This window comes from Fischerella sp. JS2, from assembly GCF_032393985.1.
In the GTDB taxonomy this organism is placed as follows: Bacteria; Cyanobacteriota; Cyanobacteriia; order Cyanobacteriales; family Nostocaceae; genus Fischerella.
In genome coordinates this window covers 3,724,336-3,747,965 of sequence record NZ_CP135918.1, presented here as the reverse complement: position 1 = coordinate 3,747,965, position 23,630 = coordinate 3,724,336, and the positions used below count along the sequence as shown (strand labels likewise).

General features: G+C 40.9%; 12 protein-coding genes. 6 read left to right on the top strand and 6 right to left on the bottom strand.

What is annotated here, in order from left to right:
• Positions 1-438: 438 nt before the first annotated feature.
• Positions 439-3,324 carry a GAF domain-containing sensor histidine kinase gene (locus RS893_RS15845; protein ID WP_315791996.1) on the bottom strand — a complete coding sequence of 962 codons (2,886 nt, stop codon included), beginning with the start codon at positions 3,322-3,324 and terminating at the stop codon, positions 439-441.
• A 545-nt stretch (positions 3,325-3,869) separates the two neighbouring features.
• On the opposite strand from RS893_RS15845, the gene RS893_RS15840 reads away from it, so the two are divergent.
• Positions 3,870-6,497, top strand: a complete 2,628-nt coding sequence (locus tag RS893_RS15840; RefSeq protein ID WP_315784959.1) for a tetratricopeptide repeat protein — start codon at positions 3,870-3,872, stop codon at positions 6,495-6,497.
• A gap of 386 nt (positions 6,498-6,883) precedes the next feature.
• On the opposite strand, the gene RS893_RS15835 is transcribed toward RS893_RS15840, so the two are convergent.
• Positions 6,884-7,429 (bottom strand): COP23 domain-containing protein, encoded by a 546-nt coding sequence (locus RS893_RS15835; RefSeq protein ID WP_315784956.1) that lies wholly within the window; start codon positions 7,427-7,429, stop codon positions 6,884-6,886.
• A 137-nt stretch (positions 7,430-7,566) separates the two neighbouring features.
• Between RS893_RS15835 and RS893_RS15830 the strand changes: the two genes are divergently transcribed.
• The 4 genes from RS893_RS15830 (at position 7,567) to RS893_RS15820 (ending at position 16,535) form a co-directional block, all read left to right on the top strand.
• Positions 7,567-10,614, top strand: a complete 3,048-nt coding sequence (locus RS893_RS15830) for a filamentous hemagglutinin N-terminal domain-containing protein (RefSeq protein ID WP_396336368.1) — start codon at positions 7,567-7,569, stop codon at positions 10,612-10,614.
• 164 nt (positions 10,615-10,778) lie between these two features.
• Positions 10,779-11,732 (top strand): hypothetical protein, encoded by a 954-nt coding sequence (locus RS893_RS30320; protein ID WP_396336367.1) that lies wholly within the window; start codon positions 10,779-10,781, stop codon positions 11,730-11,732.
• Positions 11,722-13,539, top strand: coding sequence for a ShlB/FhaC/HecB family hemolysin secretion/activation protein (locus RS893_RS15825; RefSeq protein ID WP_315784953.1), 1,818 nt, complete (start codon positions 11,722-11,724; stop codon positions 13,537-13,539). The genes RS893_RS30320 and RS893_RS15825 overlap by 11 nt, the downstream gene beginning before the upstream one ends.
• A gap of 314 nt (positions 13,540-13,853) precedes the next feature.
• Complete coding sequence (locus RS893_RS15820; RefSeq protein WP_315784951.1) at positions 13,854-16,535, top strand: CHAT domain-containing protein; 2,682 nt, start codon at positions 13,854-13,856, stop codon at positions 16,533-16,535.
• Between the two features lie 97 nt (positions 16,536-16,632).
• Here the strand turns inward: RS893_RS15820 and RS893_RS15815 are convergent, their stop codons facing one another.
• Complete coding sequence (locus RS893_RS15815) at positions 16,633-18,837, bottom strand: glycoside hydrolase family 65 protein (RefSeq protein WP_315784947.1); 2,205 nt, start codon at positions 18,835-18,837, stop codon at positions 16,633-16,635.
• 580 nt (positions 18,838-19,417) lie between these two features.
• A complete protein-coding gene (locus RS893_RS15810) occupies positions 19,418-20,089 on the bottom strand; it encodes a triacylglycerol lipase (RefSeq protein WP_315784945.1) in 672 nt (223 codons plus the stop codon).
• Between the two features lie 598 nt (positions 20,090-20,687).
• Here RS893_RS15810 and RS893_RS15805 point away from each other — a divergent pair.
• On the top strand, positions 20,688-21,284 hold the full coding sequence (locus RS893_RS15805; protein WP_315784942.1) for a hypothetical protein: 597 nt from the start codon (positions 20,688-20,690) through the stop codon (positions 21,282-21,284).
• A 225-nt stretch (positions 21,285-21,509) separates the two neighbouring features.
• Here RS893_RS15805 and RS893_RS15800 read toward each other — a convergent pair whose 3' ends face one another.
• Together RS893_RS15800 and RS893_RS15795 are read right to left on the bottom strand one after the other, a co-directional pair.
• Positions 21,510-22,583 carry a tetratricopeptide repeat protein gene (locus RS893_RS15800; RefSeq protein ID WP_315784940.1) on the bottom strand — a complete coding sequence of 358 codons (1,074 nt, stop codon included), beginning with the start codon at positions 22,581-22,583 and terminating at the stop codon, positions 21,510-21,512.
• A gap of 34 nt (positions 22,584-22,617) precedes the next feature.
• On the bottom strand, positions 22,618-23,349 hold the full coding sequence (locus RS893_RS15795; RefSeq protein WP_315784937.1) for a 16S rRNA (uracil(1498)-N(3))-methyltransferase: 732 nt from the start codon (positions 23,347-23,349) through the stop codon (positions 22,618-22,620).
• Positions 23,350-23,630: the final 281 nt, after the last annotated feature.

Below are 23,630 nucleotides of genomic sequence, written 5' to 3'. Positions count from 1 at the left end.
GGAAACATTCTCAATTTCCATACATAGAACCCAAAATTACACATAAAGTCTGCTTAGCTTTTAAATTGCACATTTTAGAACCGTAATATAGCAAGCCTTTGAGAAATATTACAAAAATGTGCTTGTTTCATAATTTTGCGGGAGTGTTAATAGCGCCTGTGGGAAGCCGATATCTTGCACCAAAACAAGGTGCAAGTTTTGTGAACTCAAAATTTTGTAGTCAAGTTAAAAATGTAGCCTCTTTTCTCCATAGCTAAATTAATCTGTCACAACAATGGCTACATTTTGATTGGAGTTACGGCTCATGCCAATTTTGGATTTTGGATTAAAACTATTGATTAATAGGCTATTCCAGAATCTTGAAACAAGACTCCCGCGTGCCTATTTGGTATTACAAGAACCCACTTGGCGTCCGGATGACCGTCGCCTAGTGCTTTTTCAAAGTTTAGAAGAGTGCCGAATTGGAATATTGATCGTAAATTCTGTACCTTTGCCTGGAGTAGATTGGCAGGAGAGTTTTCCCTTGTGTCCATCAGTGATGATTTGGTAACTAATAGATAAGCCCAAACCTGTACCTTTACCTATGGGTTTAGTTGTGAAGAAGGGGTTAAACAGACACGATCGCACACTTTCACTCATGCCAATACCGTTGTCAGCAATGCAAATCCGAACCTGTTGTTCGGCAATCACACGGGTGCTGATTTTAATTTGGCTGGTGTATTTGTGTTCGGGTGATCTTTGGTTGCTGTGTTCTTCTAAAGCATCAATTGCATTGGACAGAAGATTCATAAATACTTGATTGAGTTGACCTGGATAGCAATCAACCAAAGGCAATTGACCGTAATCTTTAATGATTTGGATTGCCTGCCGATTTGGCTGGGCTTTGAGGCGGTGGCTTAAAATCATTAGTGTGCTGTCAATACCTGCATGAATGTCCACAGATTTGAACTCAGCTTCATCAAGCCGCGAGAATGTACGCAAAGATTGGACAATTTCCTGAATTCGTTCAGTACCAACTTGCATGGATGACAGTAAATTAGGTAAATCTTCTGTAATAAAATCTAGGTCAATCTTTTTCAGGTAAGTGCGTAATTCTGTGTCTGGTTCTGGATAGCTTTGTTGATAAAGACGAATCACCTCTAGTAATTGCTGGATATATTCTGTAGCATGGATAACATTGCCATAAATAAAGTTGATAGGGTTGTTGATCTCATGGGCAACACCAGCCACCAATTGTCCAAGACTAGACATTTTTTCAGTTTGTACCAGTTGGGTTTGGGTCTGTTTTAGGTCTTCTAGGGTTTTAGTTAACTGCTGAGTTCGCGATTGAGTTTGTTCCAAGAGTTCTGCTTGTTGAATAGCAACCCCTAATTGATCTGAGGTTTGCATCACTAAGGCAATGTCTATATCTTTCCATTGGCGAGGACCAGAATTTTGGTAAACTGCCAGTAGTCCCCATAAATTGTCTGCTTGGAAAATGGGAACAATCACGTATGCCTGGCAGTGGAATTGTTGCAGCACTGCTCGATAGCAGTCTGGAAAGTTCATAGCATCAACATCATCAACCCGTTTGACTGCACGACTTTGGCTAAAATCTCCTCCTTGGGTTTCCTGGAGATAGGTATCAATGTTGGGAACAGGTGCATCTATAAAGCTACTGACAATACAGCGATCGCTTCGTGATATGTAAGTTTGGATATGTTTATTAGTGGTTTGGACTTGCCGCAGGCTAGTCCAATTCTCTCCAACAGCCTCGGCAACAAAGCCACCACTCCAGTCTGGATTGAACTGATAGATCACTACACGATCAACTTGCAACAGCCGATACACTTCTTCGGTCGTAGTTTGGAAAATTTCACCTAGTTTGAGCGAAGCGCGAATTTTAGCAATTCCGTTGGAAAGAGCTTGTTGTTGTTCTAACAGATGTTGTAGTTCGGCTGTGCGTTCTTCTACCTGTCGTTCCAGATTAGCATTGAGCGATTGCACTTGGCTATATAGGCGATATTGCTGTACTGCCATGACTAAATGGCCCGCAATCACCTCAGCGAGTTTCTTCTCATTTTCAGTCCAGGGTTTTGCCTGTCCGCGCCTAAGTTCTCGCCAAGTCTCAAATGAGATTTGCGTCATGATTTGTCGGGTGTCGTTGTCACAACGCCCTGCCCATAGCCGTTCTGTTTCAATTTCGTTACGGAAAACAGTAAGACAGCCAATCGCTTGCTTACCATAGCGTAAGGGGACAATCAACAAACCTCGGACTTGGGTGGACGCAAAGGAAGTGACAATCGTGCGAAAGATGGGTTCTTGGTAAATGTCGTTAATTGCCCAGCAGTTAGGATTGGGGCGTTCACTCCCAGACAGGTACATTGACTGCATCTGCTGTGCTGACCACAGTTCTTGCCCCGAATCTTGAGTTGCTGCAACTTTGCAAATCTCCTGACCAGGCGATCGCAGGTATTGCTGCCAAAGTAAATGTTGTTCAATTTGCCGTCCACCACCGTTGACTAGTTCGGTAGGCTGTTCACCACACACGTAAAATTGATCAGCTTGATCGGCTGTTTCAGACATTAAATATAGTCGTCCACCCGATGCTTGAAAAATTTCCATTACTGTTTCCAAAGCAGCTTGGAGTTGCACGGTTGGTAAACGATGTAACACGGTGGTAAGTTGATTGACTTTAGCTTCTCTTTCTGCCTGTTCGCGCATTTGGCTCAGCAAGGTTGATTGAGCGATCGCCACTTCAACTTGATCGGTAACAGCTTGAATAAATTGCAGTTCGGCTTCGCTGACATGACGCTGCTGGGAGTGATGTGATACTAACAGACCCCAGAGGCGATGATCATGCACAATAGGGACTACGACTGATGAGCGCACCCCCATTGCTGTTAAATATTCCACATGACAAGGATCAACAGGACGATAGCGCAACTGCTGTTCTGGTTCTTGTGTGGTGGATTGGTTTAGATATTCTATTAAGCCCATGCCTGTTGTTGTTTGGGCAACTATATCAACAACAACACGCTGACGCGATTTGATGAAGAGTTCGCGCGCATAGGGCGGAATATCATCAGCTGGAAAATTCAAACCCAAAAGTGAAGGTAGGCGATCGCCATGAATTGATTCGGCGATTACCTCACCACTCCCATCCGCATGAAATCGATAAATTTTGACGCGATCTGTTTCTAATAGCGATCGCACTTCTGCCGCAGTCGTTTCTAGAATTTCCTGTAACTCCAGTGACTGGCGAATCCTTAATGTGATTCGATGCAGCAAATCTTGACGATGCTGCGATTGCAGAGGGGATTGGGTATCATCTGTACTTAGCATAGGTTCGTAGTTGCGATCAGTCTTACACATAAGATTCCCTATGCTGATGTTTCAATAACATCTGAGTAGACAAATAAATTAGCACTCCACTTCAAGCTTTAGTTGCACACAGATAATAGGCAGTGCCTAGTTCCTGAGTTTCAAATCTCAATGCTCATTATGAATAGTTAGTCAATAATTTTTTGTAGCTTTTTCTATATACGTAAGTATGTTTAAGATTCATAACAAATAGCTATATGGTTTTAATTAGCGAGATGATGAAAATACTAAATACATAGTATCTCAAAATGCTTAATCATTATTAATCAAAATTGTCTGACGAATTCTCTAAAACAGACGCTTAGAATCAGTCATATAACTTGACATAACTGTTGACTACACTTGTTGTCAAAGCAAGCTCAAGGGGAGGTAGTACGCTTTTAGGGAAATCCGGGTGTCAATGCAACTGGTATCAAAGGAATAGTTTGCCAGGAATTTTTTTCTTGTTTGGCTTCACCATAAAAGAGTCTAATCATAGATTTTACAAGTTATCTATTACACTATCTTTGAAAGACAAACTTGTACAATTAAGTTTGCACCCGACACAAGTCACAGGCGTTCGCAAAGCGTGCCGGATGGCATATCGCTTCTCAAAACAAACAGAGTTATTGAATCTGGGGTTAGCAGTGCAACAGGACAACATCAGAGAATCTAATTCTCCTCACCCATCGATTGTAAAATTGAGTTGGGTTCACCAAGATTTAGTGCATTTGCGACCTTTTATTCGCAGCACCGTCAAATTGTTCAAGTTAGCAGATAAAGCTAGTTGCCCAGAAATATTAGTACAAGAGGTGCTGGCGTGGACAGGCGCTCAATCTTTTCTGACCCAAAAGGTTTGTCAATTGCTGTGTGAGCATGAAAATTTTGTTGTTGCTGGTGAAGAAGCAGCCGTAGTCGAGCAGTTGGTAGAAAATCGCTTGATTGCAAATTGGCAAACTCAGGTAGCTGCGGAACATTTACAAACAATTCACGACGGTTTAGTTGCGAATTCCAGATGTGACTCAATATGGCTGTTGAGATTGTATCAGCAAATTTTGCAACAAGGAGAAGTAGCAGTACACGACAGCCTAGTCCAAACAGAATTATTGCATTTAGGTTTAGTAGCTAAACAAGAAAATAAATTAAAAGTAGCTAACCGCATCTACCAATCTGTTTTTAATTTGAATTGGGTTGAACATGAATTAGGGCGTTTGCGACCGATTATTTACAACACCACCAAATTATTTAAACTAGATGAAAAAGCAACTCATCCAGATATAGTTCTGGAACAAGTATTGTTATGGACAAACGCTCAACCTTTCCTAACGCAAAAGGTTTGTCAATTGCTTTGTGAGCATGAAAATTTTATTGCCACTGGTGAAGAAGCAACAGTAGTCGAGCAGTTGGTACAAAATCACCTGATTGCAAATTGGCAAACTCAGATAGCTGCTGAACATTTGCAAGCAATTCAGGAAAGTCTGGTCAAAAATCAATTTTGCAATCCCATTCAACTGCTGAAACTGTATCAGCAAATATTACAATATCCGGAGTTTTCCATTCAAGACACTCCAGTTGAAACCGAATTATTAAATTTAGGATTAGTCGTTAAACAAGAAGATAAATTAAAAGTAGCCAACCGCATTTACCAATCTGTGTTTAATTTGGATTGGGTAAATCAACAATTAGAACGGTTACAACCTTTAATCCAAAATACAATTAAAACTTTCCAGCTACATGAAAAAGCAAATTGCCCAGAAATATTAGTGCAACAGGTACTGGCGTGGACAAGCGCTCAACCTTTTCTGACCCAAAAGGTTTGTCAATTGCTGTGTGAGCATGAAAGTTTTATTGTTGCTGGTGAAGAAGCAGCCGTAGTCGAGCAGTTGGTAGAAAATCACCTGATTGCAAATTGGCAAACTCAGGTAGCTGCGGAATATTTACAGACAATTCACGACAGTTTAGTTGCAAATCCAAGATGTGACTCAATATGGCTGTTGAGATTGTATCAGCGAATTTTGCAACAAGAAGAATTACCAGTACACGATAGCCCAGCCCAAACAGAGTTATTGCATTTAGGCTTAGTAGTTGAACAAGAAAATAAATTAAAGATATCTAACCGTATCTACCAATCTGTTTTTAATTTAAACTGGGTTGACCAACAATTAGCAAACATGCTTGAAGTTCCACCTGCAAGCACACCTATAATGACCTCGCACAGTTTATTTCCAGCATCTATATTTCAGGTCAAAAATTTAATTTCTCATCCAATAGTCTTAATATTTAGAGGTATTTGGATTTTACTAGCCATACTTGGATTCAGCGCCCTTTGCTGGAGTTTTTATAAAAATATAGAAGTAAACATTCTTTTTCAAGACGGAAATAAACTCTTCAATCAAGGAGAATATAAAAAGGCGATCGCTAAATTCGATAAACTTCTCAATATTGATAGCAATTACTATCAAGCTTGGACTAACCGAGGTTATGCACTCGCTGGTTTGCAAGAATATAACAAGATGCTAGAGTCCTGCTCGACAGCTACGATTATAGAACCAAAAGCTGTGTATGCTTGGAATTGTCAAGGAGAGGCACTTTATAATCTCCAGCAGTACTATGAGGCGATCTCTGCTTTTGATACAGCGATCGCTCTTGATACAAAAGACCCGATATTTTGGATTAATAAAACCGAATCATTATTAGCATTAAAACAGGTTGATACTGCACTGCTCACTATTGATGAAGCAATTAGTCTTTTGCAAAAAATGCAGCAAGCTAATCCGCAACAAAATATTACCAAAGAATTAGCAATTGCTTTTAGCCATAAAGGTAAGGTACTATGGCAAAAAAAACAATATAAAGAAGCTCTTGCTGCTTTTGATCAGGCTTTAATTCATGATCCAAAATATTTTACTGCTTTGCGGGGTCGGGGTTTAGCACTTCAAGGTTTAAAGCAATATGAACAAGCGATCGCTCAATTTCAGCAGATGCTCAATGAATCTCCTTTGACAGATACTCAAAAAGCAGAAACTTGGTATTACATGGGACAGACTTATTGTCAGTTATCCCAATTTTCAGACGGAATTGGGGCTTTAGAAGCAGCACTCAAACTTAAACCAGACTACCAAGCAGCAGAAGAAGCAAAAGGTAAATGTAGATAATCAAGGAAGAGGGAAAAAGGGGGGACAAGGAAACAAAATGTGTGTAGGTTATAGTTATTTGTCAACCCTTCTGCCACGCCGTTCTTTGTTCGCCCGCAGCTTTGCAACCCACGCCTCCTCTGCCTTCTTCAAATTGGCTGAAGAGATTCTGTGTTGCTATCATTAAGTGCAGATTGAAAACTTAATTGAATAAACCAGCAAATGGAAAATTTCTTGGTATCTTAGTGTCTTAGTGGTAAAAAATAAAATTTTAAACACCTTAAATGCGTCAGTAACTACCCGCAAAGTAAACACTAAAACACTAAGAGAAAATCTAGCTTCTTAACTCAGATAATAGTTGGTTGTATATCCACTTTGAAAGAGCTAGTTCTAAATGTCTTATCAATTTAAAATGGTAAAAACGGAATCAGTTTCTTCTTCTTTGACAACTTGATATCAGAATAAATTCGACTCACAGTTCTAGAGTCGGGGGGATTGGGTTGTTTAAAATCACTACCAAGCATTTCGTACAAAGCTTGAGAAGCATTTACCTTTTCATTGAAAGTAAATAATACTTGAGCGCTGTAATGACTGCAACCAATACCTCTGCGCTCCACAGCACAAACTACAGGTTGAGTATTTAATTTGTCATTAGTTAAGTAATTGGCACGACCAGATGTATAAAGTTTTTGCAAAGTTTTAGCAGTATTTTCACAGTTTTTTAAAGCTTCTGGAGATGAGAAATACTGAGACAGAAAACTCAGAATTGTCAAATCTCTTGCATTTTCTTGATTAGCAAAACTCGCAACTACTTTTGGTACACTAGTATTTGCTTTACAAGTGACATTCATGGTAGATGTAACTGTATTAGGTTGAGCAACTGCTTCTAGAACTGGAGATGCAAAGATAGAAGCCATCCCTAGCATAGTGACCCAACTTCGGGTTTTGTTCATAAAGTTACTTCCTTTGTTGACCAAAATTTCAGTCTTAATATACTATTTTTTAGTTAATTTTACTTAAGCTTTACATAAAAAGAGAACTTAGGTGAGTTTCAATAAAGTTCATCTGTTAATTTTATTAATTTTTCAAGATGAAACAAGTTGCTCAGCAAATTTTATTTCTTAGTAGTACTGTTATTTGCTATATATTTGCAAGCAGTATCAGTCAGGCACAAATTTCACCAGATGCAACGTTGCCAACAAATGTAAATCAAATTAATAATGTCTTTGAAATTACCGGAGGAACACAAGCTGGTAGTAATTTATTCCACAGCTTTAGAGAATTTTCTGTGCCTAATGGCAGTGAAGCTTTTTTTAAGAACATTGGGAACATAAATATTGTCAATATTATCAATCGCGTTACTGGTGGCTCAGTTTCTAATATTGATGGATTAATTAAAGAAAATTACGGTGCAAATTTAATTTTGATTAATCCGAGTGGGATTAATTTTGGACCTAATGCTCAATTAAGTATAGGTGGCTCTTTTTTAGGAAGTACAGCTAGTAGCCTGAAATTTGCCGATGGTACAGAATTTAGTGCTACAAATATTCAAAATTCTCCCTTATTGACAATTAGTGTTCCAGTCGGTTTGCAATTTGGCCAAAATCCAGCAGCAATCAACGTCCAAGGGCAAGGTCATAATTTATCTGTTGAAAGTCAAATTTTCTCACCTTTTACAAGGGGAGAGACTGCTGGTCTCAAAGTACAGCCTGGTCAAACTTTAGCCTTAGTAGGAGGGGATATCACCTTAGATGGTGGTGTTCTCACAGCCGAAGGAGGACGCCTAGAGTTAGGCAGTGTAGGTGGGAATTCTTTAGTTAATCTTGTTGCTAATCCTGGTCAAGTTTGGACATTGGGCTATGAAGGAGTGCCTAGTTTTCAAGATATCGAAATGCGATCGCGCGCGATCGCAGATACAAGTGGTACTGGTAGCGGTTCTATCCAATTACAAGGCAGAAACATCACGCTTCAAGATGGATCAGCCGTATTAATTCAAACTCAGGGAACAGAATCAGCAGGAAACATCGACGTCAATGCATCTGAATCTTTGCAACTGATTGGCACCACACCAGATGGGCAGATTTCTACTAACATATTTACCGAAACCATTGGGGGCGGCAAAAGCGGGAATATTAACATTACCACCCCCAGTTTATTTGTTCGAGATGGAGCCGTCATATCTGCTGCTACCTACACACCTGCGCCAAGTGGTAATGTCAGTATCAATGCTACTGAATCTTTAGAAGTACTTGGATATTCATCTGTAAACCCAAATCGTTTTAGTGTAATTTCTGCTGCTACCTACGGTGATGGAAATGCGGGGACACTCACAGTCTCTACCAAACGCGTTACAGCAACAAATGGAGGTAATATTGCATCTATTACAGCTGGAACTGGTTCAGGCGGAAACGTAGTTGTAAATGCATCTGAATTAGTCGAATTGGTTGGCTTCACACCATTTGTATTTACACCTAGTCAGATCACTGCTGGAACAGGAGGCCCCGGAACAGCAGGTAACGTAACGATTAATACCCAACGTTTGGTAGTTAAAGATGGAGGTAGGGTAGATGCTTCTACCTTGGCTAGTGGTTCAGCCGGAAGTATCACAATTAACGCCAAAGATGCAGTCGAAGTGAGTGGCACAGTACCAGGATCTGTCAATCCCAGTCTCATCGTCTCCTCTGCCAATATCGTTGATCCTACTTTGCAACAATTATTGAGATTGCCTCCCTATCCTTCTGGGAACTCTGGTAATGTAACAATTAACACAGGTAATTTGCTTGTTACAGATGGCGCTCTCATTACAGCAAGCAATAGTGGGTTTGGAACCTCTGGAAACATCAGAATTAATGCTCGCTCGGTTTTTCTGGACAACGGAGCAAGTATCACATCAGAATTAGGTACAGCAAATGCAATAGGACAGCCTGCTATTTTTTCCCCTGTAACTTTACCAAGTATCAAGGGTGGGGACATTACAATCTCAACCCAGCAACTAGATATCCGGGGTGGGGCTAAAATATCCACTAGCACCTTCAGAGATGCAATCGGTGGCAATATCAATGTGGATGCCTCTGACTTTGTGCAAGTGGTTGGAGTTTCACTCATTAATCCTGCATCGCAGAGCTTGATTAGTGCTTCAACTTTCGGCCCTAGCAATTCGGGAAATGTGACTGTTTCAACAGGGCGATTGAGTATTGTTAATGGGGGATTCATCACCGCCGGCACCTTTGGCACAGGTTCTGGAGGAGATGTAACCGTTAATGCCACTGAAACAGTAGAAGTTATTGGAGTAGAACCATCCCAGTTCATACCAAGCATTCTTGGAGTTTCAACGTTCAATGCTGGAAATGCCGGCAACTTGACTATCACCTCGCCCCAAGTAGTAGTTCGGGATGGTGGCAAAATAGATGCTTCCACATTTTCGACGGGTTCAGCAGGAAACGTTACCATCAACGCCCCTAAATCTGTCGAGGTGACTGGTACGGCCCCAGGGAATCGCAATCCCAGTCTCATTGGCTCTGGAGCCATTGTTGAGAATGAAGTCATCCAACAGATTCTGGGAGTACCGTCTGTCCCGAGTGGAGCCTCCGGAGACTTGATCATTAACACAGGTAAATTGAGCGTTACTGATGGAGCATTGGTGACAACGAGTAATCAAGGTTCAGGAATCTCCGGTAGCATCAAAATTAATGCTCAGTCTATTTTTCTTAATGGTGGCGGTGGCATTACATCAGAATTGGGAGGAAGCTTCAGAGGAGGACAGGTTAATTTCTTTTCTCCTTTCACTATCGGCGGTGACATGGGCGGAGGAATTGATATTTCAGCTCAGCAGTTAACTGTTCAGGGAGGATCTAGTATTTCAACTGCTACCTTTACGAATGCAGCAGGTGGTAACATCAATGTCGATGTCTCGGACTTAGTGCAAGTAGACGGATTTGCCTCTTTTAGTCCTAACGCCCTGAGTTTTATTGGTAGTTCTACCTTTGGTTCGGGAAAGTCAGGAAATGTCAATATTTCCACCGGGCAGTTGCGGGTTCTCAATGGGGCTAGGATAGGTGCTGGTACTTTTGGAACTGGTTCTAGTGGAGACATGACCATTAATGCCACAGAATCTGTAGTAATGCCACAGAATCTGTAGAAGTCATTGGCAAAGAACCAAGCCAATCAGTAGGCAGTTTAATTGGTGTTTCGACCCTGAATGGTGGTAACGGTGGTAACTTAACTATCAATACACCAAAACTGATCGTTCAAGATGGAGGTAGAGTTGATTCTTCCACTGCTGCCAGTGGTTCAGCAGGGGATGTGACAATTAATGCCTCTAAATTTGTAGAGGTAGATGGTGTTTCCAGTCTGATCAGTGCTGGTGCAAACATTGAGAGTGAAATCGCCCAACAGCTTTTTAGACTACCACCTGTGCCGAGTGGCTCATCGGGAGACTTAACAATTAATACACCCCAATTAAAAGTCACAAATAATGGAGAAGTGACAGCTAAGAATGAGGGAACCGGCAACGCGGGCAGTGTAAAGATTAATGCTCGTTCTACTTTTTTGGATCAAGGAGGTAGAATCACAGCCGCAACCGCATCTGGTGAAGGTGGTAACATTTTCTTGCAGACAGAGTCTTTAAAAATGCGCCACGGTAGCCAAATATCTGCGGAAGCAGGCGGTAGTGGTAACGGCGGTAACATTACGATTACTGGCTTTAGTCCTACTGATTTTGTTGTGCTGCTAGAAGGTAGCAAAATTACTGCTAACGCATTTGAAGGCAACGGAGGAAATATCAGTATTAATACACAAGCTCTGTTTGTTTGTCCAGAATGCCAGATTACTGCCAGTTCTCAATTGGGAGTAGATGGTGAAATAGAAATACTGACACCGGATACTAGTACAAATCAAGAAGTTCTTGACTTGCCGCAAGAAATAGCGAAACCTGAAGAAGTGGTAGCACAAGTCTGTCCGGCAGAAAGAAAACAGGGACAGAGCGAGTTTATCATTACTGGGCGTGGAGGTTTACCACCCCGGCCAAGCGAACCACTCAGTAGTGAAGCATTGTTGAGTTTCGAGTCTTCTCCTACTCAAGCAGCAAAAATTTCTGGTGCAGAAATCACTACCAACCGCAACCAAAGCCAACAGTTACCACCAATTGCTAGAGGTTGGTATGTTAATTCCAAAGGTGCAGTCATCCTCACAGCAGCTACCCCCACATCTACCCCCTATGGTTCTGGATTAAGTTCATCGTCTTGTCATGCTAATTAAAAAGAAGTCACTGAGATTTAAACAGGTGGGGATACCGGGACGCAAAGACACAAAAATACAGGGACAAAAATTCTCTTCATCTACCACTGTTTCCCTGCTTTCCCTACTTCCCCTACTGCCTCTCATCCCCCTACTCTCTAATACATCCTCTGCCTGGGGACAGCCAATTAATCCGGTGACGCCAACACCAGAACAACCTAGTCCTACTCCCCTACCTCCTTTAGAAAAACCACTCCAGGTTCCACCGACAACACCACCAACCCCTGAGGAAATCCAGAATGTACCAGGGACAATTGTTGTGCAAAAATTTGAGTTTATTGGTAGTACTGTTTTTAGTCAACAAGAGTTAGAGCAGGCAACAGCTGATTTTGTCGGTAAGTCGGTCACTTTTGCGGAACTATTGCAAGCTGCCAATCAAGTCACTCAACTTTATCTCCAACAAGGGTATATCACCTCAGGGGCCTACATTCCCAGCCAACAGATCCAATCGGGAATCGTCAAAATTCAGGTATTGGAAGGTAGTCTAGAAAACATCAAAGTCAACATTGTCAAAGGGCGGTTAAATCCCAATTATGTCCGCGATCGCATTGCTGTTGCTGGCAATAAACCACTAAATATTAATCGCCTGCAAGAAGCACTGCAATTGTTACAACTCAATCCCCGGATTGAAAGATTAAATGCCGAACTAACTGCTGGTACTAAACCCGGTACTAATTCGCTAGAAGTAACAGTTGTCAGTGCAGATACCTTTAACACCCGCCTGATTCTAGATAATCAGCGCAACCCCAGTATCGGTAGTTTTGAGCGTGGTATTGACATCTCAGAAGCTAGTCTTTTGGGATTGGGAGATGAATTTACTTTTGGTTATCGCAACACCGATGGTAGCAACAGGTTTGAGGGCAGTTATACTTTCCCTGTCAATCCTCGTAATGGCACTGTCGGCTTCAACTACCGCATCACCAACAACAGAATCATCGAAGCACCTTTCGATGAATTGGACATTAAAGTAAACTCTCGCGAGTACGAATTCACCTTTCGTCAACCAGTCATTCAAAAAGCAACCCCCAAACTTAGTCAAGAACTTGCCCTTAGTTTTGGGTTTGCCCGACGAGAAACCAACTCCTCTATTCTCGGAGTAGACTTTCCCGTCTTCCCAGGCGCAGACGACAATGGACAAACCCGTATCTCAGAATTATCCTTCACTCAAGAATGGTTGCAACGGGGCAATCAAGCCGTCCTCGCTGCCAATTCCGAAATTAGCTTGGGTGTTGGTGCTTTTAATGCCACTATTAGTGATGACGACGAACCGGATAGCCAATTTTTAGTTTGGCGCGGACAAATGCTATACTTGCGCCGACTGGCACAAGCAACACCCCCATCACCAATTAGTCCTACCCTGCTAGTGCGTTCCAGCGTGCAATTAGCCAGCGATGCTTTAGTTCCCATTGAGCAGTTTAGTATCGGTGGACCCACAACCGTACGAGGCTACCGTCAAGATGCTTTAGTCACAGACAATGGTATTCTTGCCTCCGTAGAAGCACGTATACCAATCTTCCAGCTACCACAAGCTAAAGGAACTTTACAAATCGCACCATTTATTGACTTTGGCATCGGTTGGAACACAGGTAGAGACAGACCAGATCCTAATACCTTAGTGGGTTTAGGATTTGGTTTACTCTGGCAGATGGGAGAAAATTTTTCCGCTCGTTTGGACTGGGGTATTCCTTTAGTCGATCTTCCAAATTCACGGGGAGAAACATGGCAAGAAAACGGTGTGTATTTTCAATTAGAATACAAAGCATTTTGAACAGAAGGCAGAAGGCAGAAGGCAGAAGGCAGAAGGATGAAATTAATGTATATGGATAATCTATCTGTGTGCATCTGTGTGTATCGGTGTTCGACTTTCTCATAATCAATGATGAATGATAAAAAGTGAAATTAATGCCTACGGATAATCCATCTGTGTCTATCTGTGTGCATCTGGTGTATCGGTGTTCGACTTTCTCATAATCAATGACGAACAGTGAAATTAATGCATATGGATAATCTATCTGTGTCTATCTGTGTGCATCTGTATGCATCGGTGTTCGATTTTTATAACTGATTGAGATTTAAAAGCTCATGATAACCAACAAATACCGTCGTCTAATTATCTTACTGATTTCAGCCCTATTTGGACTTCTTTCCAGTTTAAGCCTGCCGGCTTGGTCGAATTCCCAATCAAATCAAGCGCTACAACTTGCACAGCAAGGTCAACAAAGTTACAACGCCGGTAACTTTGATCAAGCAATCCAGCTTTGGCAAGCAGCTGCTAAAGCTTATCAGCAAATGGGTGATAAAGAAGGGATGACAAAGAGCTTAATCAATCAATCCCAAGCTCTGCAAGAATTAGGATTATATCCCAAAGCTTGTAAAACTTTACTCCAAGTCTTTGCTGTTGATCACCCCACATGTAACCCAGCCCAAATAAACAAATTCCTCACAACTATTTCCCAACAACAAAATTCCCTTTCACTCACCCAAGCTACTGGTTTACGTAGTCTTGGTGAAGTTCTGCGTAAACAAGGGTTACTAGAAGAATCCCAAAAAGTTTTGCAATTAAGTTTAACAGTACTGGAGAAATCACCTCAGTCTGGTGCTGTGTTGTTAAGTTTGGGCAACACCGAACGGACTTTAGGCAACCAAATGCGCGATCGCTGGGATTATGAACAGATAACAGCAATTATTGATCAAAAGTCCGAGGATGCTGCTTTAGCACCATTACAGCAAGCTTTTAAATACTATAAACAAGCAGCCACAGCATCAGCACCAGTAATTGTCAAAATTCAAGCCCAACTCAATCACTACAAGCTTTTACTCGAAAATCAAAGTTGGTGGCGAGAACAAACTGATCGACGCATTGCTTCTTGGTCAAGATTTGGTGAATCTAAGTTAATCGCACGGGCCAAAGATTTTTTGTCTGAGTTGGAACTCAAGCTGAGTCGGGATGGGCAAACTTTGCAAAGTCAAATTGCATCTTCCTTAGTTAATCTTCCTCCATCCCGTGCAACCATTTACGCTCAGATTCACTTTGCTGATATTCTGCTCAAAAATGAACAAGCAAACAAAGCTAAACCTATTTTGGATACAGCACTGCAACAAGCACGTACTTTAAAAGACCAGCGTGCAGAAACTTATGTCTTAGGCTATCTGGGGAAATTTTATGACCAACAAAGCAACTTAAGTGAGGCGATCGCACTCACTCAGCAAGCCTTGCTGTTATCTCAAACACAAAATTATACAGATAATACTCGTGAAATTACGTATCTTTGGCAATCTCAGTTAGGCAGGTTATTGCGAGAAAAGGGAGAGAACAAAGGAGCGATCGCAGCTTACACCGCAGCTTATAATACTCTCCAATCCTTGCGTACCGATTTAACTGCCAACAATCGAGATGTGCAGTTTAATTTTGTCCAAGAGGTTAAACCTGTTTATTTGGAACTAGCGGATTTATTACTCAAATCAAAACTGAGTGAACGTGAACTTAATTCTCTAGTAGTTGCCAATCCCAATATTAACCAAGCAAAATATGAGCAAAACCAGCCAAAAAATCGCTTAGAATTTGCCCGCCGGGTGATAGAGTCTTGGCAATTGGCAGAACTTGATAACTTCTTCCAAGACCCCTGTTCTCAAGAAACAGATGTTGCAGTTCAGATTGATGATATCGACTCCCAAGCAGCCGTTATCTATCCAATTATTTTTAAAGACCGCTTAGAAATTATCCTTTCTTTACCAGGAAAAACTTTACAGCAAGCTACCATTGCGATCAGTGAAGAAAAAGTTAATAACACTCTTGATCAACTTTATGACTACTTAGATAATGTCACCATCAATAACTCTGCTCGCAATATTCTAGCCACTGCTAACCCAGATCCAGATGAATTAAAAGAAAATATTCAAGCAATTCTACCAATTTTGGGACAGCTTTATAATTGGTTAATTCAACCGATTGAAACACAGTTGAATGCAAATCAAATTAAAAATTTAGTCTTTGTGTTGAATGGAAGATTGCAAAGAGTCCCAATGGCAGCCCTCTATAATAATAAAAAATATCTCATTGAAAAATATGGTATTGCTCTGGTTCCCAGTTTGCAACTAATTGACACCAAATTACTGAAGCGGCAAAATCTCAAAGTCTTAGCTGCTGGAGTTAGCAAGCAAATCCAAATCCAAGGAGAAATTTTTCCGGCGCTGGTAAATGTGCCAAAAGAATTAGAGGAAATTCAACAAGCTTTTCCAGCTTCTCAAAAACTTCTCAATCAAGAATTTACTGCGACAACAATTGAAAATGAACTCAAATCCAATTTCCCTGTTGTTCACCTTGCAACTCACGGGTTATTTAGTTCTAATCCCGAAAAGAATTTTATTATTACCGGAGATGGCAAAAGTATTAGTATTAATGAGTTGAGTACTTTATTAAAAGAACAAGAAAACAATCTAGAATTACTAGTGTTAAGTGCTTGTGAAACTGCCACTGGTGATGAAAGAGCTATGTTAGGTTTAGCAGGAACAGCTGTGCGTTCGGGCGCACGCAGTACTCTTGCTACTCTCTGGCCTGTGAGTGATGCTTCCACCGCTCAACTCATGGGTAAATTTTATCAAGAGTTGAAAAAACCAGGAGTGCAAAAATTAAGTGCTTTGCGGACAGCCCAATTATCACAACTTGAGTCTATTCGCAGTCAGCCTTTATTCAAGCAATTGAAGTCTTTACCACCTCATCCTTATTTTTGGGCTTCTTACGTTTTGGTGGGAAATTGGCAATAAAGAAGGCAGAAGGCAGAAGATTTCGCTCAGATGGGAATTCAAACCCCACCTGAACGAAAGCCACGCCCAAGTTGGGATAAGTCCCTTCTGCCCTCATTTATTTCATGAGATCAAACTCATAAGTTTGGTTACGCCACTTCAACTTGAACTGCAAGCGTGTCCAGTTAGCTGGGAGATTAGGACAAGCAATGGGGCCGAAGTTTGTCATCCGTACACCACCAAACCCAAAGATGACTGCTTGCCATACTCCGCCTGCACTAGCTGCGTGAATACCTTCATGGGCGTTACGTCGCACGTCTGCTAAGTCTACCATCGCTGCTCGTGTAAAGTGAGTGTAGGCTTCTGCACTTTGGTTGAGGTCGCAAGCTAAGATTGCATGAATTGCTGGGCCGAGAGAAGAACCATAGGTATGATCGGTACGGGGGCTATAGTAGTCCCAGTTGGTTTGTAAAGTTTGCCGATCAAAGCGATCGCGCAACAGGTACATTAACATTAATACATCTGGCTGCTTGAGAATTTGCTTTTGGCTAGTCGCTTCTACTCCCAACAATCCTTGCATGGATTTGCTACGGGGTTCGTAGTCAGCCAGGTTGACATACTCTAAGTTGTAAAAGCCTTCAAATTGTTCAATCAAACCAGTTTCTAAATCCTGGTTAATGTAGATGTGTTTAGCTATCTTCGCCCACAGTTGTCTTTGTTCTGGCTGCAAGTCAAGTTTTTCTGCTAGTTGTGCTGCTGTGTCAGGATAGGACTTCACTAGCCAATCCCATAATGTCAGGGCAGTTTGCAAGTGCCACTGTACAAATAAGTTAGTGAAGGCATTATTATCGATGCGATCGTGATTTTCATCTGGACCTATAACATCACGGATATCGTAACTGTGACGTTTTTGGTTCCACTCCACCCGGCTTTCCCAGAAAATTGCCGTATCTAAAATCATCTCTGCGCCATAGTTACGCATCCATTGATCATCTCCTGTTGTTTGCCAGTACTGCCAAGCACCGTAAGCAACATCGGTATTAATATGGACTTCAATATCACCGCACCAAATCCGGACTTGTTCACCATTCGGAGTTGGAACCCAGCGAGGAGTGACTTCATCCCCTGTGCTGGCACTTTCCCAAGCATAAAAAGCCCCCTTGTATCCCATTTCCTGGGCTTTACGTCGCGCCCCACGTAAGGTACGGTAGCGGTAGTTTAGCAAGTTCCGTGCCAATGCTGGTTGGGTATGAATCAGCAAGGGGAGGATAAAGATTTCTGTATCCCAAAATATATGTCCGCTATAAGCAAAGCCGGAAAGGGTTTTGGGAGGAATACTAACTCTGTCGTCATGACGTGGTGCTACAGCTAGTATCTGAAAGAGATTGTAACGGACACTCAACTGAGCCAAGCGATCGCCTTCAATGACGATATCACTTTCTTGCCAAACTTGATCCCAAGCGGCTATGTGAGCTGCTAGCAAAGTTGAATAGCTGGGTGCAGCAACTAAACGAATGATTGCAGCTTCCGCCGGAGTTGATATTTCCCGTGAGGTGTAAACGGTGATAATTTTTTCCAGGGTGACGGTTTTGTCTGGTGTAACTGCTAATTTAGTTACAAGTGTTGGGCTATGCTGGTCAAGCTGATGTACATGCACGGTTGCAGTTTCTTCAGCTTCTACCACCAGTTTAGCTGCCATCCCTAGTTCAATAGCAGAATGGAGAGTTTTACTGTGCAACCAAATAGTATTATCTAAACCACCTTGTTTCAAGGTTTGCCAATGTTTGACTCCTTGGGTGTGGGGTTCGGGGTGAAATCCAACTTCTACTTCAACTTCACCTTCAAAATCTACTGATGTAATCTGACATCTGATTGCTAAAAAATGTTGATTTGCTAGACTGGCAAACCTTTCAAAATGAAATTCTAAGGTATGCCCAGCCGGACTACGCCATCGTACGTCCCGACTCACTATACCCAAACGTAAATCAAGTCGACGTTCGTAGCAGAGAATTTCACCACAGTCCATGCGAAATTTTTCTCCAGCTACTTTGATGGTTAGGGGTAGCCAATTGGGGCAGTTTACCAACTCTGTTGAAGCGATCGCCACGTCATCATACACCCCATGAATCAAAGTTGCTGGACAATCCTGGGGATACCCTTCTTCAAACGTCCCCCGGGTTCCTAAATATCCATTACTGAGTGTGAAAACTGTTTCTTGATGATGTAGCTGAGTGAAGTTAAACTCCGTCTCAACAATATTCCAATCGCCAGAGTCAACTAGTCGCTGATTTAGTTGGGAATTTTCGATGGTCAAGTCTAGCATGACAAATAAAGCCTATATTTAGAGTTTTCGGTTGATGAGAAAATAAAATGGTGACAATAATTAGGGGTCAAACAATTTTGGATTTTGCGAAAAGTTTGTAGACACGGAGTGGCTTTCCGCTAGGGTGCTAGGGCTTGGGGCGTTGGCGTCAGCCCCGAAAGCGATTGCGAGGTTCAAAGCATTTCAAGACAGACTTTAAATTTACCTCAATCCAAAATTGGCACTGTCCAATCAGTTCTTCACTTTTCCCCAAAGTCTAGACTATTCTAAAATCTAAACAGAGAAAAAAGACGTGCAACTGAAAATTGGCGTTCCCGTTTTCATCTCCCTATAGAGAGATTTTCTTATTTTTTCTTGGAAAAAGAATCTACAAATATAAAAAAAATATTAATTAATACATTCAGTAAATAAGTACAAGGATATATATATTTATTAATCAATTTCTGTAACTACTTTTTCGGACTCAAATTAGGTAAAATCTTTATTTATCTATTTATATCTCTTTGAGAGATAGCAAGATTTATCTATAAGTTTATAATTAAGCGATTAAAATAGTTACTCACTATAAAGTAAAGTTTTTCTATTTTCCCGGTTTGCTAGCGATCTGGGTATGTAACCAACTTGATGGAAATTGCTGTGTAGCGATCGCCCCAACTGGTTGTGTTAAAGCTTCTGCCACTGCTGACAAACTTCGCACATCACTTAGCATCCACGCATGAGTCATTACAGGAACAATCACCTCTCGACCCACAGGTACTTGTGAACTATTCGCTGGGATAATCATCAAATCATAGGGCGTCCAAATAGATGTAAAATTGATCTGCGAAAGCATCTCAACGTCCTGATTCAAATCTTGTAAAAAAGCACTGTCAGGACGCATCTGTAAACAGCCAAGACCTGGATTACAGTAGGCAACCCAAGTACCATTGTGAGGTGAGGAAATAGTTACAAACCTCTGGACTCTATTTATCCCCCCTAATCGTTGGATATAGTAACGGCTGACAATGCCACCCATACTAAAGCCAACTAAATCTATTAGTTGTTGTGGTGCAAAGGTAGTATCAACAAAATCAGCAACTTGCTGGGCCAAACTATCTAAACTCCCATGACCAGTATTAGGAATCAAATCCAGGTCATATACACTCCAACCCTTTTGGGTTAAGTAAGGAATCATTTTGTCAAAAACTCGACCTGTGTCAAAAATGCCATGTACCAATACAACGGGATTACGTCTGTCAGTTAATTTATCCATCTGCAAAATCAGGATTGTATACAATTTAGAAAAAATCTAACTGAGCTTTACCACTATCCCTATACTAGCGATGACACTCCTGTTACTGGTTTAATTAGTCGATTTGCCAGATCAGGTGTGAGGGTGTAAGAGGAAATAAGAGTATTTTGAAATTCATATCTTTGAAATATCCCTAATCAACATCGTCTACACGCCTACATCCTTTTTTTCTGTTCCCTGTTTCCTGTTCTCTCCTGCCTATTCCCTTATATTACGTATAATGAGAGTAAATGTTAAATTTTGTTAAACTGGCTTTCAGAATGTTGCTCTCATATCCCGAAAAATTTAATAATTGATTTTAAGTATCAACAATTCCAAACCCTTGAGATAAAAAGTTTATAGCATTTTCCAGACCGCCGTGACTTACTTTTTGGTCATTTGTAAAAACAAATGATAAACGGTGCTGGATTTAGCTTTCACGCGTAAGAAGAGCCTAAAAAAATTATTGATTGCAAAAGTTTGAGGTCAACCTAGTAATAACTCGAAGAAATGTAATAATTTTCTCTAATTTTTAATGAAAGTACTCAAATTTCAGGTATAAAAGACAGGAGAAATTGTAATGTTCGGTTTTATCAAAAATTTAATTACTGGAATTATGAAATTCATCACTGGGCTTCTCCCTGGCAAGAAAAAAGACAATGGTTATTATCTGGAACTTAAGGAAGACGCAGAAACTACACCACCAGTTGCAGCGGCTAAAGCTGCTGCGGAAAAAGTTGCCGCTGTTGCAAAGAATGCAGCTGAGAAAGTCACTGAGCTAACTGAGAGTGAAGCTGATAAAGCCGTTGCTGACAGTAATGGTGCAAAAGAATCACCAGCACCAGTTGCAGCTGCTCCAGAAACATCTAACGGAGCAAAAGATGTTAAGAAGCCTTCTCGTAAAACCTCAATTAAGTCAGCGAAAAAAGCTAAAGCAGAAGCGAAGCCTGAACCCGCAGCTCAGGTTGAGTTAGTACAAACAGCTGAAGGCGTGACGGTAGAGCCAAAAGAAAATAAAGCACCCGCAGTTGCTAATGTACAACCAACAGAAACAACCTTCGCACCCAAGTACTTGATGCCTACTAGTACAAATGGTCGTCGTCGTCCCGGAGCGAATATGAATTCTTTCCTGGAGATGGCACGTCAGGTAAAAACCCCTGCTAGTAAATCAAAATAAGTAGGTCGTCATCTGTCATTTGTCATTGATTATTAGGTAGGATCAAAGCATTTGTACTATTACATTCAGTTTTGATGTCAAGATACACATACAAATGCTTTGCCTTTACAGGCTTGTTGACTTCTCGTAACTCACATTACGCTTGTTTCCACTTACCTAATTAATATAAGCGAAATAAGACTTTAACAATAGTAGGTGAAGAATACACCTACTATTATTTTGTGTTTATGCTTCTCCATAAAGAAAAGCTAATCCACTATATAATTGAAAAGCTGAGTCCCAATTACTTTTTTCTTGGCGAAATAGATGTATGTGAGATTGAATATTATTCAGCAGTTCTGTTTGATTTAGTGCTGTTTCTGCAAATGGTGTGAAGTCTGACCAAATTTTTATTTGAAATAATTTTTGTTCTAGAAAGCTAAGTAAATTATTCCAATTAATTCTAATAGTATTTTGGCTAGACAGGGAAGTAATTTCTATCCCTTGTTGAAATTTGTAACCATGATCATAAAGACGCAAAATACAACGTCTTTTTGGTAAATGTAAATCGTAAAAATGAAAATAATCTTGGGTTTGAGTTTTCCGTTCTAATTGGCGGCGGGCATTAACATCCACAACTTCTTCAAAAATTGGTAAAATTCCCTGTACTCGTCCTTTGACTTCTTGCCAGTCAAAGCTGAGAGAACCAAGTTGATGAGCCTGATTGCGACAAATAACAGTAGCTGTAGGGGTTGATTCTGTAAAATATTCGACATGAAAAACTTGAATTTTGGCGATATCAGTTAATTTTGCCCAAAAGCAAGGAATACCTGCATTCTTCAACTGTTCACCATAATATTTAAGTTCTCCGACTGCACCACTACGATATAATCGCCAGCCGCGACTAGGTAGGAGTAAGCGAGCGCTATAGGAGTCTAGTTGCATAATCTGAGCAAATTTTGATGCTGCTTGGGTTTTCAGTTCATTACTTATGGGTTCTAAAATCAATACACCTAGTCCAGCATCATCAGGATGAACTGTTGCTTGAGCGATCGCGCGGATTCTTTCTTCTTGCTTTATTTCCGACAGTCGCTGCAATCCTTGTCTAGCCTGGGTGACAACTTTAGCATTAGTTGTATCTTGCAGCAGTCGTCGATAGACTTTTTCTGCCTCTTGCCGTTTTCCAGATACTTCATACAGCCGTCCGATATAAAATTGTACCCAAGGGTCTGTTGATGATTTTTTTGACAATTCTTTAAGTAACTTTGCGGCTTTTTGATAGTCTTTTTCCTGAAAAGCAATAGCAACTTGCTCAATCATGTATAAATTTTAAATCTATAATTTTATACATCCTTTATATCTCATGAGCAGCCGCAACCAAGGATAAAGCTACAATTGGTGCTGTCACAGCCCTCAGAATCCGCCTTCCTAAAGAAACAGGTTGGAATCCAGCCTTAATTGCATCCTCAATTTCTGTTTCCGTCCATCCTCCTTCAGGGCCAGTGGCAATTACAATTGTTTTCTCCTCATTAAAGTTACTTTCCCAGTCTTCTTTGTTTTCTAAGCAACTGAGCAAATGCGGATAATCACCACGCGCCTCGCAGATATATTTCTGCTTAGCTACCAATGACAAACTACTACAGAAAGACACTGGCTCAAGAATCGTTGGTACTGTAGTCCGTTCTGATTGTTCCGCAGCTTCTTTCACTATCCGCTGCCAGCGTTCTAATTTTTGGGGACTGGGATTGAGTAAAGTGCGATCGCTTAGCACGGGAACAAAACAAGTTACACCTAATTCCGTACAATATCGGACAATTTCATCAAATCCGCTTCCTTTCGGCAATGCAATAATTAACGTTACAGCTATAGGTAGCTCTGTTTTTACAGTAATTGATTGTAAAATTTGTGCTTCCGTATCTGCTAACTGTGCCAACCACCATTTACCCATCCCATCCATAGCGATAAAGCGATCGCCTGACTGAAGACGCAACACCCGATAAAGATAATGTTGTTGTTCAGTAGTCAGAGTGATGTGTTGATTGTGGAATTGAGAAGATGCGATCGTGATTCGTTGTAGTTGTGGCATTGCTTAACAGACATTTGCATCAACAAATATAGCACTTCTCCTAAATATGATTCAGTTAAGGGGAAAAGGGTAAAGGTAAAAGGTGTTTCTCTATTCTTTTATTTAATACTTACCGGAAAAACGAACCACAGAGAACGCAAAGGACACAGAGAAATAAGAGTTTGAGAAGTTTTTTGTATAAGTCCTAAACTTTTTCTTAACAAAGACTCTTGACTAACACAAGTAAAGCTTTATCTGTATTCATCTGTGTTCATCGGTGTGCATCTGTGTTCGTTTCTCTC

Excerpts from the sequence above, each read along its gene's own strand:
- RS893_RS15845 (WP_315791996.1), bottom strand. The coding sequence starts at position 3,324 with ATGCTAAGTACAGATGATACCCAATCCCCTCTGCAATCGCAGCATCGT.
- RS893_RS15835 (WP_315784956.1), bottom strand. The coding sequence starts at position 7,429 with ATGAACAAAACCCGAAGTTGGGTCACTATGCTAGGGATGGCTTCTATC.
- RS893_RS15830 (WP_396336368.1), top strand. The coding sequence starts at position 7,567 with ATGAAACAAGTTGCTCAGCAAATTTTATTTCTTAGTAGTACTGTTATT.
- RS893_RS15825 (WP_315784953.1), top strand. The coding sequence starts at position 11,722 with ATGCTAATTAAAAAGAAGTCACTGAGATTTAAACAGGTGGGGATACCG.
- RS893_RS15820 (WP_315784951.1), top strand. The coding sequence starts at position 13,854 with ATGATAACCAACAAATACCGTCGTCTAATTATCTTACTGATTTCAGCC.
- RS893_RS15815 (WP_315784947.1), bottom strand. The coding sequence starts at position 18,837 with ATGCTAGACTTGACCATCGAAAATTCCCAACTAAATCAGCGACTAGTT.
- RS893_RS15810 (WP_315784945.1), bottom strand. The coding sequence starts at position 20,089 with ATGGATAAATTAACTGACAGACGTAATCCCGTTGTATTGGTACATGGC.
- RS893_RS15805 (WP_315784942.1), top strand. The coding sequence starts at position 20,688 with ATGTTCGGTTTTATCAAAAATTTAATTACTGGAATTATGAAATTCATC.
- RS893_RS15800 (WP_315784940.1), bottom strand. The coding sequence starts at position 22,583 with ATGATTGAGCAAGTTGCTATTGCTTTTCAGGAAAAAGACTATCAAAAA.
- RS893_RS15795 (WP_315784937.1), bottom strand. The coding sequence starts at position 23,349 with ATGCCACAACTACAACGAATCACGATCGCATCTTCTCAATTCCACAAT.